Origin of the sequence: Paenibacillus albicereus (genome assembly GCF_012676905.1) — a bacterium.
Classification (GTDB): domain Bacteria; phylum Bacillota; class Bacilli; order Paenibacillales; family Paenibacillaceae; genus Paenibacillus_O; species Paenibacillus_O albicereus.
This window is the reverse complement of the sequence record NZ_CP051428.1, coordinates 1,021,547-1,037,724: the sequence shown is the minus strand read 5'-3', so window position 1 is coordinate 1,037,724 and position 16,178 is coordinate 1,021,547. Positions and strand designations below refer to the sequence as shown.

General features: G+C 62.3%; 13 protein-coding genes. 3 read left to right on the top strand and 10 right to left on the bottom strand.

Annotation, left to right across the window (positions count from 1 at the left end; translation table 11 throughout):
• Nucleotides 1-16 precede the first annotated feature (16 nt).
• The 4 genes from xerA to HGI30_RS04545 all read right to left on the bottom strand — a co-directional run bounded on the left by xerA (nucleotide 17) and on the right by HGI30_RS04545 (nucleotide 7,364).
• The gene (gene xerA / locus HGI30_RS04560; RefSeq protein WP_168906557.1) at nucleotides 17-1,249 is read right to left on the bottom strand and encodes a site-specific tyrosine recombinase/integron integrase; all 1,233 of its coding nucleotides are present in this window, start codon (nucleotides 1,247-1,249) and stop codon (nucleotides 17-19) included.
• A gap of 269 nt (nucleotides 1,250-1,518) precedes the next feature.
• Nucleotides 1,519-5,133 carry a family 10 glycosylhydrolase gene (locus HGI30_RS04555; protein ID WP_168906556.1) on the bottom strand — a complete coding sequence of 1,205 codons (3,615 nt, stop codon included), beginning with the start codon at nucleotides 5,131-5,133 and terminating at the stop codon, nucleotides 1,519-1,521.
• Between the two features lie 1,007 nt (nucleotides 5,134-6,140).
• A complete protein-coding gene (locus HGI30_RS04550; RefSeq protein ID WP_168906555.1) occupies nucleotides 6,141-6,920 on the bottom strand; it encodes a Cof-type HAD-IIB family hydrolase in 780 nt (259 codons plus the stop codon).
• A gap of 30 nt (nucleotides 6,921-6,950) precedes the next feature.
• Complete coding sequence (locus HGI30_RS04545; RefSeq protein ID WP_168906554.1) at nucleotides 6,951-7,364, bottom strand: acyl-CoA thioesterase; 414 nt, start codon at nucleotides 7,362-7,364, stop codon at nucleotides 6,951-6,953.
• A 256-nt stretch (nucleotides 7,365-7,620) separates the two neighbouring features.
• Between HGI30_RS04545 and HGI30_RS04540 the strand changes: the two genes are divergently transcribed.
• Both HGI30_RS04540 and HGI30_RS04535 read left to right on the top strand, forming a co-directional pair.
• A complete protein-coding gene (locus HGI30_RS04540; protein WP_168906553.1) occupies nucleotides 7,621-8,637 on the top strand; it encodes a nucleotide-binding protein in 1,017 nt (338 codons plus the stop codon).
• Nucleotides 8,634-8,885: a hypothetical protein gene (locus HGI30_RS04535; RefSeq protein WP_168906552.1), complete on the top strand. Its 252-nt coding sequence runs from the start codon at nucleotides 8,634-8,636 to the stop codon at nucleotides 8,883-8,885. The genes HGI30_RS04540 and HGI30_RS04535 overlap by 4 nt, the downstream gene beginning before the upstream one ends.
• A gap of 61 nt (nucleotides 8,886-8,946) precedes the next feature.
• On the opposite strand, the gene HGI30_RS04530 is transcribed toward HGI30_RS04535, so the two are convergent.
• The 5 genes from HGI30_RS04530 to HGI30_RS04510 all read right to left on the bottom strand — a co-directional run bounded on the left by HGI30_RS04530 (nucleotide 8,947) and on the right by HGI30_RS04510 (nucleotide 13,322).
• Entirely contained in the window at nucleotides 8,947-10,254 is a 1,308-nt protein-coding gene (locus HGI30_RS04530) for an MFS transporter (RefSeq protein ID WP_168906551.1), read from the bottom strand.
• 155 nt (nucleotides 10,255-10,409) lie between these two features.
• Nucleotides 10,410-11,210: a phosphotransferase gene (locus tag HGI30_RS04525; RefSeq protein ID WP_235680325.1), complete on the bottom strand. Its 801-nt coding sequence runs from the start codon at nucleotides 11,208-11,210 to the stop codon at nucleotides 10,410-10,412.
• Nucleotides 11,211-11,384: 174 nt separating this feature from the next.
• Nucleotides 11,385-12,623, bottom strand: coding sequence for a multidrug effflux MFS transporter (locus tag HGI30_RS04520; protein WP_168906550.1), 1,239 nt, complete (start codon nucleotides 12,621-12,623; stop codon nucleotides 11,385-11,387).
• 37 nt (nucleotides 12,624-12,660) lie between these two features.
• Complete coding sequence (locus HGI30_RS04515; protein WP_168906549.1) at nucleotides 12,661-13,086, bottom strand: type II toxin-antitoxin system VapC family toxin; 426 nt, start codon at nucleotides 13,084-13,086, stop codon at nucleotides 12,661-12,663.
• Nucleotides 13,083-13,322 carry a type II toxin-antitoxin system Phd/YefM family antitoxin gene (locus HGI30_RS04510; RefSeq protein WP_168906548.1) on the bottom strand — a complete coding sequence of 80 codons (240 nt, stop codon included), beginning with the start codon at nucleotides 13,320-13,322 and terminating at the stop codon, nucleotides 13,083-13,085. Before HGI30_RS04510 ends, HGI30_RS04515 begins: the two co-directional genes overlap by 4 nt.
• Before the next feature lie 191 nt (nucleotides 13,323-13,513).
• On the opposite strand from HGI30_RS04510, the gene HGI30_RS04505 reads away from it, so the two are divergent.
• On the top strand, nucleotides 13,514-14,662 hold the full coding sequence (locus tag HGI30_RS04505; protein WP_206110016.1) for a copper amine oxidase N-terminal domain-containing protein: 1,149 nt from the start codon (nucleotides 13,514-13,516) through the stop codon (nucleotides 14,660-14,662).
• Between the two features lie 93 nt (nucleotides 14,663-14,755).
• On the opposite strand, the gene HGI30_RS04500 is transcribed toward HGI30_RS04505, so the two are convergent.
• Entirely contained in the window at nucleotides 14,756-16,081 is a 1,326-nt protein-coding gene (locus tag HGI30_RS04500; RefSeq protein WP_168906547.1) for an outer membrane protein assembly factor BamB family protein, read from the bottom strand.
• Between the last annotated feature and the right edge of the window lie 97 nt (nucleotides 16,082-16,178).

Genomic DNA, 16,178 nt, shown 5'->3' with positions numbered 1-16,178 from the left:
ACTCTCTTGCTAACCTTTATTCTTCCAGCCCGATCCCGTCCAGAGGACTCCGGATCCGGCGAACATCGCGGATGCTCACATGCGTATAGCGCTCGGTCGTCCGGCTGCTCTGATGGCCGAGCAGCTCCTGGATGTAGCGGAGATCCGTTCCATTCTCCAGCAGATGAGTCGCGAACGAGTGGCGAAGGGAATGCACGCTGACCGGCTTGCGGATGCCGGCGCGGTTCCGGACCTGCTCGAACACCTTCTGGACGCTGCGCTCCGTAAGATGCCGGCGCCCGTCCTGCCCCGGGAACAGCCAGTCGCCGGGTTGGCTGCAGCCGACATATCGCTCGATCGCTCCTTGCGCGATGTCGGACAGCAAGGTGACGCGGTCCTTGCGCCCCTTGCCTTGACGGACGGTAATCGTCCTGCGCTCCAGGTCGAGGTCCCTCAAGCGAAGGCGCACGACTTCGCTGACGCGCAGCCCCGCCGAGTACAGCAGGCAGAGGATGGCGCGATGCTTCTCGTTCGTCACGCAGCGCAGCAGCTGAGCGACTTCGCCTGTGGACAGGACGTTGGGAAGCTTGGTCTCCTTCTTGGGCCGCACATAGCTGCCTGCCGTATCGCTTTTTCCGGTCGCCTTCCGATAGAACTTGAGGGCGCTGATCGCCTGATTGACGAAGGAGTGGGACTTCCCCTCCTCCAGCAGCTGCAAGGAATAGTCGCGGACGCTGCTTGCCGGCGAATCCTCGATCGGGTCACGGATCGCCTTGCCATCCCTGACGTTCTCCCCCTTCTGGAAAAAACGCCGCACATGCCCGGAGTAGGCCCGAATCGTCTTGGGGCTGCAGCCCCGGAGCTTCATCTCCTCGACGAACCGAGCGAAGTCCGCCGGAAGACGATCCAAGTGGGAACGGCTGACGAAGCGGGCCGATCCCCCTGTTGGAGTAAAGCCAGCTTCAGACCAAGCCGGAGAGGCCGCTGCCCGCTGCGCCAAGCCGCCCTGGTCATGCTCCTCCAGCTTTTCTTTCAAATACGAGCACTCCTCCAGCAAGTCCGGGGCGATGTCGAGGCGCCGAATCCTGCCTTGCAGCGCTTCCCACAGTTGCTCCAAGCTGGAGATCGTGTAAGGGATCAGCCAAGCTTTGTCCTCCGGCACCCATTTCCTACCTGCTACCTTTTTGATGGCTTCAATGTCGTCTTTGGCGAAGACGATCGTACGCAGAGATATCCATTGATCGTCTATCCTTGCGATTCGTACGTCCATGGCGATTCATCTCCTTCAGTATACTTTGCCTGCCTAAATGTGGAAATAAAAAAAGAGATTCAAGTCCGCCTCGTCAGGAGGCGGTCTGAATCTCCGATGCTTTCGGATGGGAAGGAGGTCGTCCTGCTAGCCATCCAGTCGTCCAAACGGACGGCTGCCTGCCGGCAAGTCGGCTTCGATATCACCATTATACATAGCCCGTCTCGGCCCGGAAAGGAGAACGAGCAGTCTCGCCTCCCCCAATCGAGCTCGCTCGCGGCTAGAACCCGCTACCGCTTCACCACGACTGTCAGCTCGCCGCTCGACGTCACGCCGGCGGCGTTGGCCAGCTCGACGCGGTACACGTACGTGCCCGGAGCACGATCCGCCACGTCGGTGAACGCCCGCTGGGCCGCAGGCGTCTTCGCCGCCAGCGTCTGCGTGTCGATGAGCTTGCCGTTCTCGTACAGGCGGTACTCGGTCGCATTGGTGCCCCACCACAGGTTGGCGGTGATCCGGAAGCGGCCGTCGCCGTCCCAGTTGTCATGCGATACGTCCGGCTTGCCCGGAGCCGCGTCGGTCACCTGCACGATGAGCGGCGCGCTCGCCGTCGTGCCGTAGGCGTTGCTCAGCTCGGACGTGTAGACGTAGGTGCCGTTCGGCTTGCCTTCCAGCTCGGTCCGCACCGACTGCGCGGCAGGCGTCCGGTCGTCCAGCAGGACGGTCCGGATGAGCTTGCCGTTCTCATACAACCGGTACACCGTGCCGTTGTTGCCCCACCACAGGTTCATCGTGACGGCGTACTTGCCGTCCTTGAGCCCGTACGCCTGGCCGCTCGTATCGCTCAGCTGCGGCTTGCCTGGAGCAAGCTTGGCGTCGCCGCCCTCCCGCACCGTGACGGCGGCCGGCGCGCTCGCGGCGCTTTCGTTGTGCGCGCGGTCGAGCGCCGTGACGACGTAGGTGTAGGTGCGGCCCGCGACGGCCGAATCATCCGCATATAGCGGCTCGGCGCCGAGCGCGCTGCGATGCAGCACCGCCTGGATGGCGGATGCTTCCCCTATGCTGCCCGCCTCCGCTCCGTCGAAGCGGTAGAGGACATAGCTGGCCGCGTCCGCGGATGCGCTGGCTTGCCAGCGGACGAGCACGTCGCCGCCCGCCTGGGCGGCTGCCGCCGCGCCCGGCGCGGCCGGAGGCTCGGCGTCGAGCCAAGGCATCGCCGGCACGAGCGCCGGATGGCGATGCAGCTCCGCCTGCAGCCGGTCGGTCACGCCGAGCGGATTGAGCTCGAACCATTTCGCGCTGAAGTACATGCTGCCCTTCACGGCCTCGTAGCCGCGGTTCAGGATGATCTGGCCGGGCAGCTCCTCGGGGTTGCGCCAGCCCTCGGCATCCGTACCGACGCGGTAGATCGCCTGGCCGGCGTACAGATGCACGTTCTTGCCCGCGACCTCTCGGCTCCACCAGTCGACCAGCTTCTCGTAGGCGGCCGGCGAGTAGCCCATGTTCCAATAAATCTGCGGCGTGATGTAGTCGATCCACTCCTCGGCGATCCAGGTGCGGGAGTCGGCGTAGATCGCGCTGTAGCTGCTGAGGCCGTTCGTGTCCGAGCCGCTCGGGTCCTCGCTCTTGTTGCGCCAGATGCCGAACGGGCTGATGCCGAACTTGACATACGGCTTCTCGGCCTTGATCGCCTCGCCCATCGTCTGCACGAACGTGTTCACGTTCTGCCGGCGCCAGTCCGCCTTGGCGAGCGCGCCGCCGGACGCCTGGTACGCCGCGTACTGCGCCTCGTCCGGGAAGTCGACGCCCGTCACCGGATACGGATAGAAGTAGTCGTCGAAATGCACCGCGTCGATGTCGTAGTTCTCCACGACCTCCATGATGCTGTCCCGGATATGCTGCTGCGCCTCGGGAATGGCCGGGTTCAGGTACAGCTTGCCGCCGTAGCTGATCCGCCATTCGGGATGGAGCACCGCGACGTTGTTCGGCGCGAGCTTGCTCACATCGTCCTTGATGCTGACGCGGTAAGGGTTGAACCACGCATGGAACTCCATGCCGCGCCCATGCACCTCCTCCAGCATGAACGCCAGCGGGTCATAGCCGGGGTCCATGCCCGGCGTGCCCGTCAGCCATTCGGACCACGGGGCCATCTCCGAAGGGTAAAAGGCATCCGCCGTCGGCTTCACCTGCACGATCGCGGCATTCATGCCGGCCGCCTGCAGCTCGTCGAGCAGCGCGACGAAGTCCCGCTTCTGATGCTCGGGATCGGTGACGCCCTTGCGCGGCCAGTCGATGTTGTCGACCGTCGCGATCCAGGCGGCGCGCAGCTCGCGCTTCGGCGCCGCCATCGTCTCGCCGACGACGAGGTAGACGCTGCTCGTCTTGCCCTGGTACGTCGCCGTGATGCGGGTCGCGCCCTTGGTCTTGGCCGTCACGACGCCGCTTGCGGCGATCTCGGCCACGGCCGGATTGCTGCTCGTGTAGGCGACGCCCTCGGTCAGCTTCACCGGCTCCGGCAGCCGCGTATAGGTGCCGGTGACGAGCGTCTGGGCGCTGTCGCCCGGATTCAGCGAGCTCAGGCTCGCCAGCTCGATCGACTGCAGCACCGGTACCGGGTCGGCTACGGTCGCCTGCATCGTCGCCTGCCGGCCGCCGAAGCTCGCCGTCAGCACGGCCGAGCCGGGCTTCAGCGCCTGCAGTCGGCCGTCCGGCGACACGCTCAGCACCGCCGGATCGCTGCTCGACAGCTCGGCTCCGGCGAGCAGGCGGACCGGAGCATCAGGCGCGGAGGCGTAGATGGCGAAGGCTTTCAGCTCCGCGGCCGAGCCCGTCTCGAGGCGGGGCGGCGCCGACAGCTCGACCGTCTGGACGACCGGAGCCTCGTACGTGACCGCCACGACCGTCGCAGCCTCGACCGGCTGTCCCGGCACCTGCACGGTGATGGTCGCCGTGCCGGGCTGGCCGGCGACGACCGTGCCGCTCGCGTCTACGGAGGCGACCGTCTCGTCGCTGCTCCGGTAGGCGAGGCCTGCGGGCGCGAGGCGTTCGGGCGCGGTGCGGCCGGCATAGGTCGCTTCGACGAGGCTCGTTCTCGTCTCGCCCGTCCTCAGCGGGCCGAGGCCTTGGAGCGTCAGCTCATGCGTCGGCGGCGCGGCGGCGAACGCCGTCAGCTGGTCGAAGCGGAGCGCGCCGGCGTTTTTGTTCGTATCCTTCGTTTCGGCGAGATAGATCTGGGAGAGCTTGAGCGGACGGGGCAGGTTGGAAGGAAGGGACACCGTGACGTACTTCCAGCCGGTCCAGTTGACGCTCGCCGCCAGGTCGACGACCGACTTCACGCCGGAGGCGTCGATGACCTGCATGCGCAGCCAGTGGTTCTGGCCATCGCCGTTCACCCAGAGGCCGAGCTGCGCGGCGCTGCCCGGAATCGGCTTGCCGAGCGTGCCGTCGCTGTGGGTGAAGTTGAGGTAAGCGGCCGACGTGCCGGACGTGCCGGTAAAGTCATACGACAGCTTCAGGGCGTAGCGGCCGTGCGGAATTTCTTCCGGGCGCTTGGCTTGGTCCACCCGCGCCGACACGGCGCGCACGGAGGTCACTTGCAGATGGCTCGTCTGCTCGAACGGCTCGACGAGCGAGGCCGCCGCTTCGAGCGCGAGCGCCGGCGCGCCTCCTTGCCGAGCAGCCGGAGACGGAGCCTGGGGCTCCATGGCGATCGTAGCCGGAGCTTCTGGCTCCTCCGCGGCGGCGGCAGCTGCAAACTCCAGGTCCTCCGCAACGGCCGCAGCCGAAGGAACCAGCTCGGCCGCATGGGCCGTACCGGCCAGGCCGAGGCCCGGCAAGACAGCGGTCCAGCCAAGTACAAGCGCGGCCGCCATCGGCAATGTCCTTTTCAACGCAGTCTTCAACACCAACTTCACTTCTCCCCTTCCAGCAGCTTGTAATCGCTTCCACATTCAGAGTAGTAGATTTATTTCGGATTTTCAATATATTTTGAAATTTAATTTTATTTTGGAGCAAAATGTTGACACTTTGTATAATCTTCCTTAGCGTGCTCAACCAGGGAGTCGAGAGTACCTTGGATTGCGGGAGTCCGACGCTACATCTCAATGAGGGAGTCGAGAGTACCTTGGATTGCGGGAGTCCGACGCTACAGCTCAACGAGGGAGTCGAGAGTACCTTGGATTGTGGGAGTCAAAGACGCTACAGCTCAACGAGGGAGTCGAGACTACCTTGGATTGCGGGAGTCCGACGCTACAGCTCAACGAGGGAGTCGAGAGTGCCTTGGTTAGCAGGAACTCGGCGACGCAGCTCGACGAGGGAATCGTGAGTTTCTTGGTTAGCAGAGGTCCGACGCTACAGTTCGCCTCGTTTGACTCTATAATTTCCTGATGCAAGCGAGCTCCCAAACGTCTGAACGAGGTCTTGACTTCCACCTCGCTACACGCTCCTTTTCCGTGCATAGCCGGACCGGCAACATTTTTTCACCTCGCCATGCGCGGTTTTCCGTTCGTAGCGGACCCTTTTCCTCTATTCCTCCTCTCTACGCGCGTTATTTCCGCGCGTAGCCGCTTCTTCCCCAAGCGCGGTTCCGAAAGACGGCCCGGAGCCGAGCCCTCTCCATCCCCCATCCGAAGCGGGGGATGCGGCATGCCGGGAGCGTGGAGCGGAGCGGGCGGCCTCTCCTGGAGAAGCGGCAGCGGTTGCCTTGAAAGCCGGATTCCGACCATTTCGGGGGGAGGGGGATCGAGGAATCCGGGGTTCAGAGCAATCGGAGGGAGGGGCTGCCCGCGCAGCGGGGTTCGCTCCCGGCGGGGTTCGCTCTCGGCGGGGTTCATTCTCCGAATTCAGTTTCCCCCCTCCGCAGGCAACAAAAAAAGCCCAGGCGCCATCCCGCGCCCAGGCCGATCTCCACCCTTTATAGCAGCCCCACCAGCTCCAGCCCATGCCGGATGCCGTCCTCGGCCACGTCCTTCGTCACATGCTTCGCCGCCTTCTGCACGGACTCGATCGCGTTGCCCATGGCGACGCTGTTGTGCACCGCCTGCAGCATCTCGATGTCGTTGAGCCCGTCGCCGAACGCATACACGTCCTCCGGCCGCACGCCCGCCAGCTTGCGGTACGCCTCGATGCCCTGCGCCTTGGAGCCGCCCAGCGGCAGCACGTCCATCGAGAACTGATGCCAGCGGATGAATCCGAGCTCCGGGAACGCCTCGCGGTACTTCATCTCGTCGCCGATCGTGCAGAACAGCAGGCACTGGTAGATTTCGCGGCCGATGTAGTAGTCCTTGTCCCACGGCATCGTCTTGTCGGCCAGCTCGAGCGACGCCATGCTCTCCACGATGTAGTCGTGGTGCTCGATGTTCGCCTTCATCGCTTCCTCGTTCATGTAGACGATCGGATGGTCGAGCTCCGCCGCGCGCTCGGTGATGCGCTGCAGCAGGTCGATGCGGATCGGGTTGCGCACGATGACCTCTCCGCGGCGCACCGCGAACTGGCCGTTGTAGCTGATGTACGAGTCGATGCCGAGCTCCTCGCGGATCTCCTTGAACATGAACGGGCCGCGTCCCGTGGCGATCGCCACCTCGTGCCCGGCGTCCTGCAGCTCGCGCACGGCCTGCTTGGCCGAAGCCGGGATGCGCTTGTCATGATCGAGAAGAGTTCCGTCCACGTCGAAGAAAATCAGTTTGCCTGTCATCGCTAGTCCCCCTTGATGGTCTCTTGTCTCCTAGGCTGATGCCCCGCCGTCCGCCGCCAGCGCCGCGCGCAGCCGCTCCGGCAGCTCCCGGCTCCGGCGCTCGGCCGCGTCCATGCACACGCTCGTCACCTCGGCGTCGGCGCGCACCCGCCCCTCGGCGTCAGCCAGCTCCTGACGGAGCGCATAGCTCGTGCGACCGATCCGCAGCGCGGACGTGCGGACGACGAGCTTTTCCCCCTGCACGCACTCGCGGCGGTAATTGATCGTCACGTTGACCGTCACCGTCTGGATGCCCAGCTCCAGAAAAGCCGCGTAATCCAGCCCGGCGCGCTCATACCAGTCTTCCCGTCCCCACTCCAGATACTCCAGGTACTTCGCGTTGTTCACATGCCCGTTCACGTCGATCTCCGTCGAGCGGACGACCAGCTCCAGCTCCGATGGCATGCCGGACCCTCCTCCCCGCTGCTCCGCCGAATACGGCAAAAAATCCGCCAACGGCGGACGGATCATGAAAGCGTTGCCGGCTGGCGGGCCAATCACAGACAGGATAACACAGGTTGTCCGCCTCGGCAAAGCTCTGCTCCGCACGTTCAGTGCCCCCTGCCGCCGGCGGCAGGCTCTTCCCTAGCACCGGGCGGGCCTGTATACTTGCTTTGCAAGCCGTTTTTTGGAAATTCAAGCCGTTCAAGGAGATGCTCTCATGACGATATCCAGGAGGCCGAGGGCGTTCATCGGCAGCTCCGCCGAGGCGATCCCGATCGCGCGGGCGGTTGCCGAGGCGATCGAAAGGCAGGTCGAGGTCAACGCCTGGTACGCCAATACGTTTCAAGCGAACGATTATACGATGGAAGCGCTCGAGCGCGAGCTGGACGCGAACGATTTCGGCATCTTCGTTTTTGCCGCCGAGGACGTCGCCACCATCCGCAATGAAACGCACTTCATCACCCGCGACAACACCTTATATGAAATGGGCCTCTTTTGGGGACGGCTGGGACGCAGGCGCGTCTTTTGCCTCGTGCCCAGCCTCGTGCCGCAGCAGCAGGAGACGGGGACAGCCTCCTTCCACCTGCCCTCCGACCTGGACGGCCTGACGCTGCTCCGCTACGACGCCGCTCATTCGAGAGGCCCGCACAGCGGCGTATCCACGGCCTGCGGGCGGATGCTGACGGCCATGCGCAGCGAAGGCCCGTTCCGGCAGCGGCAGGAGATTCTGGCCGAGAGCGAGCGGCTGATTCAGCGCAAGGACAGCGTGCTGCACTTCTTCTGGGAATTCCTGAAAAACGTCGACATCGCCGATTCCGAGCAGCGCTACGCCGCCTATGCCGAGGCGATCCGCAATTCCATCCTCCCTCCGGACGGCTACCGCACGACAGGCGCCGCGCTCTGGAGGCTGACGGACGAGGAGCATATCCGCCAGGTCGGCGGCAACGTCGGGCGGGGCCGGACGTTTCCGATCCGCGCCGACGAGGGGAAATCCGCGGACGAGGAGCCGATCATCGTCGTCCGGGTTCACTTGGACGGACGCTGGAGCTTCTTCAGCCGCAAGGCGATTGCTGACGTGCATGTCCTGTGTTATCCTTTGGGTAAGGAACATGTACTGTCGGTCCATTTCTCGGGAAGCCGGCCTCTGGCCGCCGACCGATTGAAAGAGATTGTCGAGATGAACGATGATCTTCTGGCGACCGTCCGCAGCCTGATCGGAGGCGATTCGAGATGAAGCGTTCGAGCAAGTCGAATAATCGTGGATTCGGAGCTATCAACGGCCGCAGCCGCGCCGGCCAGGCAGGAGTTCGGGCCGCCGCTGCCCGCAGGCTTGGTCCGATGATGGGCAGCCTGGCAGAGGACCCCGCAGCGGTCGCCGGCAGCCAGGTATTCGTCGGGCCGTCCGTCGAGGGCGCCGATGTGGAGTTTATTGAGATCGTACGAGGGCAGGTTTCCGAACGGAAGCCGTCCTTCGCCCGCTAAGCTTTTTAACATGCAAGAGCGCATGGCCTCGGCCATGCGCTCTTTTCGTTTTGCCGGCAGGTCACCCGGATACGGTGGTCGAGCCCGCAGCGGCGGCGGCCGGGGAAGCGGCGGTCGCGGCGGTCGCCTCCCGCTCCTCCTCACGGACGAAGCGGGGCAGCGTCGCCAGGTAGACGACGGTGGCGGCCAGCAGCAGCACGGCGATGAACAGATGCAGGCCTTCGACCGAGAACAGGCTCGGGAACAGCCAGGCGATCAGACCGAGCATGAGCGTCTGGCCGGCCATCATGATCGGATCGATCCAGGCGTTGACGCGCCCCATCTTCTCCGGCGCGACGAGCTTCGGCAGCCAGCCGCCGATCGCGATGTTGAACGGCGCGAGGAACAGCGCGATGATGAACGACCAGACGAGGTATGCCCAAGGCGAGGACGACCAGGCGAGCCCTAGCACGCAGATCGCGGTGGCCGACATGCAGGCGATGATGACTTTGTGCAGGGCGAACTTGCCGACGAGCACGGAGCCGATCCCGCTTCCGATCAGGACGCCGACGCCCAAGAATACGGAGAACATCGAGACGTAGAACGGGTAGTCGTCCCCGGCGAGCTTGTATTTCATCGTCAGCATGGGCAGCATGGCGAAGCAGCCGTTGATGAGGCCGAACAGGCTGAGGCCTCCGAGCAGCGAGGCGAGCAGCTTGCGGCCGAGGATGTAGCGCAGCCCTTCCCGGAAGTCGCCCCAGACCGACGGCAGGCTCAGCGCCGACAGCCGGCTGCGGCCGTTCGGGAGGCGGACCGCCTCCGGCAGGCGCAGTCCGCGCAGGAGCAGCGCGCCGAGCAGGAAGCCGATCAAGTCCACCGTCACCGCGCCCATGACGCCGATCCAGTGGTAGACGACCGCGCCGAGCCCCGTGCCGAACAGCATGAACACGCCCATGACCGACTGGTTGAGACCGGCCGCCTTGACGTACTGGCTGTCATGCAGGATGCCTTGCAGCATGGCGCTTTCGGCCGGATAGTAGAACTTCGTCACCGCGCTGCGGAGGAACAGGAGCAGGAAGACGAGCGGAATCCACACATCCGCGGCCACGGCTCCGAGGATGAGCGCGGACAGTCCGGCCCGGATCCAGAGCGAGTTCTCGGCGATGCGCTTGCGGTCGAAGCGGTCGGCGAACACGCCGACGAACAGGAAGACGAGCAGCGTCGGCGCGGAGTACATCATCTCGGCGACCGTCGCATAGGCCGGCTGGCTGGAGAAGCGGTCGAGCAGGTAGAAGGCGAAGGCCATCGTGCCGATCGTCGCCGCCAGCTGCGAGCAGACGGTGGCGAAGAACAGGCGGGCGAATTTGGGGTTGCGGAACAGCTCGATCATCTTGAATCCCATCCTTTTCCGGGGAAGTCGTTCATCTGCTTCCCAGTATAGGAGGAGAAGGACCGCGCCTGAAGCGGCGCGGGAATGAACCTGCGCTCGTTCCCTGGCCTGCGGCCGGCCTCGGTCGCGAGGCGGAGGGAACGAATCGGTTCGTTCTATGTCCAGTCTTCGAAATGATCCGCGATGAACTTGATCTCACGCTCGTAGTGCGCCAGATGCCCTTCCTCCACCATTTTCTGATAGGCCGGATGTCCATCGGCAGCGCCGCTGCGCAGCGTGTCGCACAGGGTCGTCAAACGCTCCACGATCCATCGGTTCAGATCATCGGGCATCGGAATGCCGTAGAATTCAAAAAACAGGTCGATACGCCGTCTTCGATCGGCGGCATGCAGCTCGAGGCGGTACGGGATCGTTTTTTCCGTCGGACCGTCCGGCGCAAAGCTGGCAAGCGGAACCGAAGTGTACAGCGTATAGGCGATGTCCCATAGGCGGGGGCCTGGTCCTGCCATGTCGAAATCAATCAGCGCGGCAGGAGCTTCTTCCTGAAAGACCACGTTGTACAAAGCGGCGTCGTTATGGCAGATGACTTCATGCCGGCTTTCGTCCGAGTAGCTGATCTGCCAGCTGCTTTCTGATGCGGGGGCGAACCCTTCCGTCGCGTCATGGAAAAGACGCAATAGCTTCGCTATTCCGGCAAGGGTCTCATCCGACCACATATAGGCTGGAAGCTCCGGATAGTCATTTCCTGGAACCGTCCCCGGAATAAAAGATACGATTTCACGATTCAGATCGTCGACGCCAAAAAATCGGGGCGCCCCTTCGAAGCCTTGCTTCTCCAAGTGCTTCAGCAGCTCATGAACGCTTGCGCTCCAAGCGCCTGTGGGGCGCAGGACCTCGTTGCCTTTGCGGATAATGCGGTTCACATTTCCGCCCTCCAATACTTCCTCCTGAGTCACTTGCGTCACCTCCTGTACTGTGTTCATGGCGAACAAGACCATTTTAGCCCTTGTCTTGGACAAGAGAAAGGCCGAGATCAAGTCTACCTAAAACGTCCGCTCCGTCCCTTCGGCCGTCAAAAAAGCGCCCCGCCGGCTCGCAATCGAGCAGGCGAGGCAGCTTCAGCTTCCCGCTCAGGCCGCCCTGCGGCGGCCGAGCAGCGTCGCCATCGCCAGCAGCGCGAGCGCCTGGGCGCCTGCGATGACGAGCGCGAGCGGCAGCGCGCTGGACACCCCGCCGAGTCCGGAGAGCGGCGAGGCGAGCGCGCCGGTCAGGAACTGCAGCATGCCGAGCAGCGCCGAGGCGCTGCCGGCGGCTTGGCCGGCATTTTCCATCGCGAGCGACGACGCGCAGGTGCCGACGATGCCCACGCTCGAGACGACGACGAACAGCGAGGCGAGCACCGCCCACAGCCCCAGATCCAGCAGCGCCGACAGCAGCAGGCTGGCGCCCCCGGCCATCGCGATCCGGACGCCCGCGCGGAACAGCCGCTCCGTGCTGTAGCGCAGCACGAGCCGGCCGGTCAGCTGCGAGGCGAGGATGATGCCGACGCCGTTGGCCGCGAAGATGAAGCCGTACGTGGACGAGCTGACGCCGTATACGCCCTGCAGCACGAACGTCGAGCCGGAGATGTAGGCGAACATCGCGCCGGACACGAGACTCATCGTCAGCACGACGCCCATGAAGGAGCGGTCCTTCAGGAAATGGCCGAAGTTGCCGAGCGTCTGTCCCAGCCCGCCGGTCGTACGACGCTCGCGCGGCAGCGTCTCCGGCAGCGCCAGCGCCGTCGCGGCGAGCAGCAGCACGCCGAGGACCGTCAGGAAGTAGAACGTGCCGCGCCAGTCGGTGAAGCGCAGCAGCTGGGCGCCGAAGATCGGCGCGAGGATCGGGGCCGCTCCGTTGATGAGCATGAGGCGGGAGAAAAAGCGCGTCATCTCCTGGCCGGAGTACAGATCGCGCACGACGGCGCGCGCGATGACGATGCCGGCCGCGCCCGACAGCCCCTGCACGAGCCGGCAGAGCAGCAGCATGCCGATCGACGGGCTCAGCGCGCAGAGCATCGAGGCGAGCGCGTAGATGCCCAGCGCCAGCAGCAGCGGGCGGCGCCGGCCGAGCGCGTCGCTGAGCGGTCCGGCCAGCAGCTGGCCGGCGGCGAGGCCGACCAGGCAGGCGGTCAGGCTGAGCTGGCCGAGCGATTCGGAGGCGCCGAGATCGCGGGTCAGCTCCGGCAGCGCCGGGAGGTACATGTCGAGCGAGAACGGGCCGATCGCCGTCAGCGAGCCGAGGATGACGGCCAGTCCCCAGTTGCGGGAGGCGGGCGCCGATGCCGCGGCTGACGCTTCGGCCGGATGCGGCGGTTTGGATGGAGTCAAAGAACGTTCCTTCTTTCGGATGTCGATGCTTGATGAATTACTTGTTTATCCAAGGGTTGAAGACGGAAGCCTTGCAGCGCTCCAAGTCATGCACATTGCGGGTTACAACCGTTAAACGATGGGCGATGGCTGTAGCTGCAATCAGGCTGTCCATGACCGGCAGCGGCGTTTCGTTTCTTTCCGATAGTCCCTGAATGTTGCCCCACACGAGCAGGGTATCCAGATCAAGGGGAAGAACTCGCCCGTCAAAACGGCTGCTCAAATCCTGGTCGATCCAGGCTTGCAATCGTTGTGCACGGTTTTTATCGCTTAATTTGGAAACCCCTTTTTGTAATTCTCCGAACGTGATGACGCTTAAAAATAGTGTGGATTCGTCTCGTTCATCAATCCAGCGTAGGACGCCTGAATCGGGTTCCTTCTTTACAAGTTCGGAAATTACATTCGTATCCAGAAGATAATTCATAATTCAACTTCCCGGGCGGTATCCTGGCTTCGATCCAAGTCGAGATCGTGCAGAGGAGAGTCCTTGAAAAAATCCGTCAGACGAGTTTTCGGTTTCGTCAAACGTTGATATTCCTCCATCGACAGCACGACTGCTGCAGGCATGCCCCGTACCGTTATCATTTGCGGGCCTTCATCGGCTGCTTTCTTAACGACGGAGCTTAATTGATTCTTAGCGTCTTGAAGCTGCCATTGCATCAAGAAAATCTCCCCCAATCGCAATCGGCTAGACTGTCTAGCTATAACTAGTATAGCACATTCTTCACGTTTCATTCGCCCAAAATGGTAGCCATGCTAGCCCCATGGGGTCGGATAGAGTACAATCGAATCATCCCCATATTATGTAAGAATTTCTTTAACATTCAATCCCGATAACATTGAGGTGTGCGATGAGAGCGAAATCGATGTTGTTCGCTTCTGCCTTGCTTCTGGCGTTCAGCTGCCCGGCCTACGCAAGCCCGCTTTATGACGATTATGCCGACGTGACGGAGAACGACTTGAAAAACACCGTGATCCTTTCTCCACAAAGCTCGATGGCCTTCATCAACGGACATAAGGCATCTGCCGTTCAGCCGATGGTCAAAGAAGGAAGAACGTTCATCCCGCTCCGCTTCGTTTCCGAAGGATTGGGAGCCGAAGTGGATTGGAACTCGGACGATTCGACGATTACGATCCGCTACGCCGATAAGGTCTTGTCCTTTCAAACGGGAAAGAAGACGATCTCGATCAATGGCCGCGCAAGCGAAATGGAAGCCCCTGCAGCCCTATTCGACCGCACCGCTTATATTCCGCTGAGGGATATCGGCGAAGCGCTCGATAAAAAAGTCGTCTATGTTCAAAAAACGGAAGTCCGTCCCTACAGCCTGATCCTCCTTCGGGATGCTGACGCCGCAGCCATTGAAAATTCGAGACTCATCCGTGTCTGCCAATGGCTTTTTGAAGGAAAAGTCGTGGTCTACAGCGACCGCTTCATCACCGTCATGAAAGAAAACGGCCGACTGCTGGTCAGCAACAGCAACGACTTCGATCTCTTCGCTCCTTTCACCTACGAGCCATTCGTCCCGAAGAAAAACGAGGTTCGGCTCGGGGACATCTGGTTCAATACGGACATGGGCCATTTTTACTTGAACTATGCCTATGGCACGACTCGGGAATTCAGTCTATATCGTGTGGATGGAGAAACGATCGCCAGAGTGGCGGTTGAAAAAGTGCCGATCAAGGCGGTCAAAACGTATCGGGACGCTGTCTACTATCTGACAGCCTATGAGCGCGGCATCCTCAATGCCGACGAAACGACCAACTTGAAATCGGCCTCGTTCCACGACGGGAAATGGAAGTCGGACTTCTTAGGCGAGCCCGGCTATTATTATGGCTTCGACACCTTGGGCAAAGCTTATGAATGGCCGATCACGGATGACGGAGTCTCTACCTTCGGCTATCAACGCTCCGGGAATCTAAGCTCGGAGGAACGAAAAAATACGTTTGGATTTTATCAGCTCGATCTGAAGGGACATCGCCACGAGCGTATGACGCGATAAATAAAAGGTTCGTTGGAATTCTCCTTGGGGAGAATTCCAACGAACCTTTTGCTTCAAATAGCGGCATTGCCGAATGTTCGGCATGTTCCTGCGCTAGCGAGGCAGCTTCACGGCAATAAGCTTGCCCTTCGTCTGCACGATCAGCATATGGCCTGTCTTGAGCGTCGGCCCGTACTCGCGCGAGCCTGTCGCCACCTTGAGCAGCGGCTCCGTCGTATGCAGGTCAAACTCGTACAGATACCCGTCCGACTGGGCGCTGAAGATGCCGTTCCCGTAAATATCGCTGCGCACGACCGGGTTGTCGGCCAGCCACGTCACCGGTTGGCCGTTGGCCGTCTTGATGCCGTACAAGCCGCCGTTGTCCTGGCTGACCAATAGGATGCGTCCGACGAGCGGCGGCCCGGCCAGCTGCATCCGCTCATTCCGCTTGAAGTAGGTCTGGACGGGCTTGGCGCCGGCCTCATAAGCGTCAAAAGCAAACTTGAACAGCTGCGTCCCGCCCCCGTCCACGTACAGGACGTTTTTATCCAATGCCAGAATCGGGCTGCGGATCGGATATGGCAGCGCCCCTTCCATCTCATAGTCGTAAAGACGGGTTCCCTTGACGGCTCCGCTCCGCAGATTCAGCACGGGCATCTCCACCTGGCGCTTGGGCGTACGATCCATGTCCGCGAGCATCCACATCTCTTTCACCGTATACACGAGTCCGTCTTGGACGAGCAGAGGCGCGCCTGTCCCATGGGCCTTCCACAGCAGCTTGCCCGTCGCCATGTCGACCGCATTCAGCTGAGTAAAGGTAATCGCTCCGGATACGACATAAGTCAGAAGCAGCACTCCGTCATGCTCGGACAAGCTGTACGGTCCCGTGCCCATCAGTTCCTTGACGTCCGTCCACAACCGCTTCCCATCGGAGGCGCGCAGCGCGGTCAGGCCATTGTCGTTGAGCGCATAGATGCGGTCCTTTCCGATGAACGGCGTTCCGCCGTCCGCCTGCATGCCGGCCTGGGAAATCCATTTCCTCTTGCCAGTGGAAGCCGACAGCGCCGCGATGCGGCCGTCCTTATGCACGACGAACGCCAAATCCGAGGCAAGCTTGACGAAAGGCCTCAAGTCCTCTCCGTAAGAGAAGAGAATTTTGCCGTCAACCGCGCTGCGAGCGACGAGCTTCGAGCCGGAGATCGCATACACGATGCCATTCTGGGCCGCCGCGTTGCCTTCATAGAAAAAGCCGTCCGCTCCCGGTACATCGATGGAAGCCGTCCATAGAGGCTTGACCAATGGAGCGGTCCGCTCCGCGGGGGCATATCCCGGAACCGACAGCGACGGCGTTTCCGCTTGCACCGGCACAGCAGACAGGATGGACCCGAGCAGCAGCGCGGCGCCGAGGATGGCGCAGCCGGCTCGACGAGAAGCTTTCAAGGGCACTTTCTTCCTGCCAAAATTAATCATTTAAAAATGACTCCTCTCCACGACCGGCTGATGATTTGAAGCCTTGCGAACGGCCGAATCGATCTAA

Coding starts and splice junctions, on each gene's coding strand:
- HGI30_RS04515 (WP_168906549.1), bottom strand. CDS start 13,086: ATGAATTATCTTCTGGATACGAATGTAATTTCCGAACTTGTAAAGAAG.
- HGI30_RS04540 (WP_168906553.1), top strand. CDS start 7,621: ATGACGATATCCAGGAGGCCGAGGGCGTTCATCGGCAGCTCCGCCGAG.
- HGI30_RS04535 (WP_168906552.1), top strand. CDS start 8,634: ATGAAGCGTTCGAGCAAGTCGAATAATCGTGGATTCGGAGCTATCAAC.
- HGI30_RS04510 (WP_168906548.1), bottom strand. CDS start 13,322: ATGCAATGGCAGCTTCAAGACGCTAAGAATCAATTAAGCTCCGTCGTT.
- HGI30_RS04530 (WP_168906551.1), bottom strand. CDS start 10,254: ATGATCGAGCTGTTCCGCAACCCCAAATTCGCCCGCCTGTTCTTCGCC.
- HGI30_RS04550 (WP_168906555.1), bottom strand. CDS start 6,920: ATGACAGGCAAACTGATTTTCTTCGACGTGGACGGAACTCTTCTCGAT.
- HGI30_RS04545 (WP_168906554.1), bottom strand. CDS start 7,364: ATGCCATCGGAGCTGGAGCTGGTCGTCCGCTCGACGGAGATCGACGTG.
- xerA (WP_168906557.1), bottom strand. CDS start 1,249: ATGGACGTACGAATCGCAAGGATAGACGATCAATGGATATCTCTGCGT.
- HGI30_RS04505 (WP_206110016.1), top strand. CDS start 13,514: ATGAGAGCGAAATCGATGTTGTTCGCTTCTGCCTTGCTTCTGGCGTTC.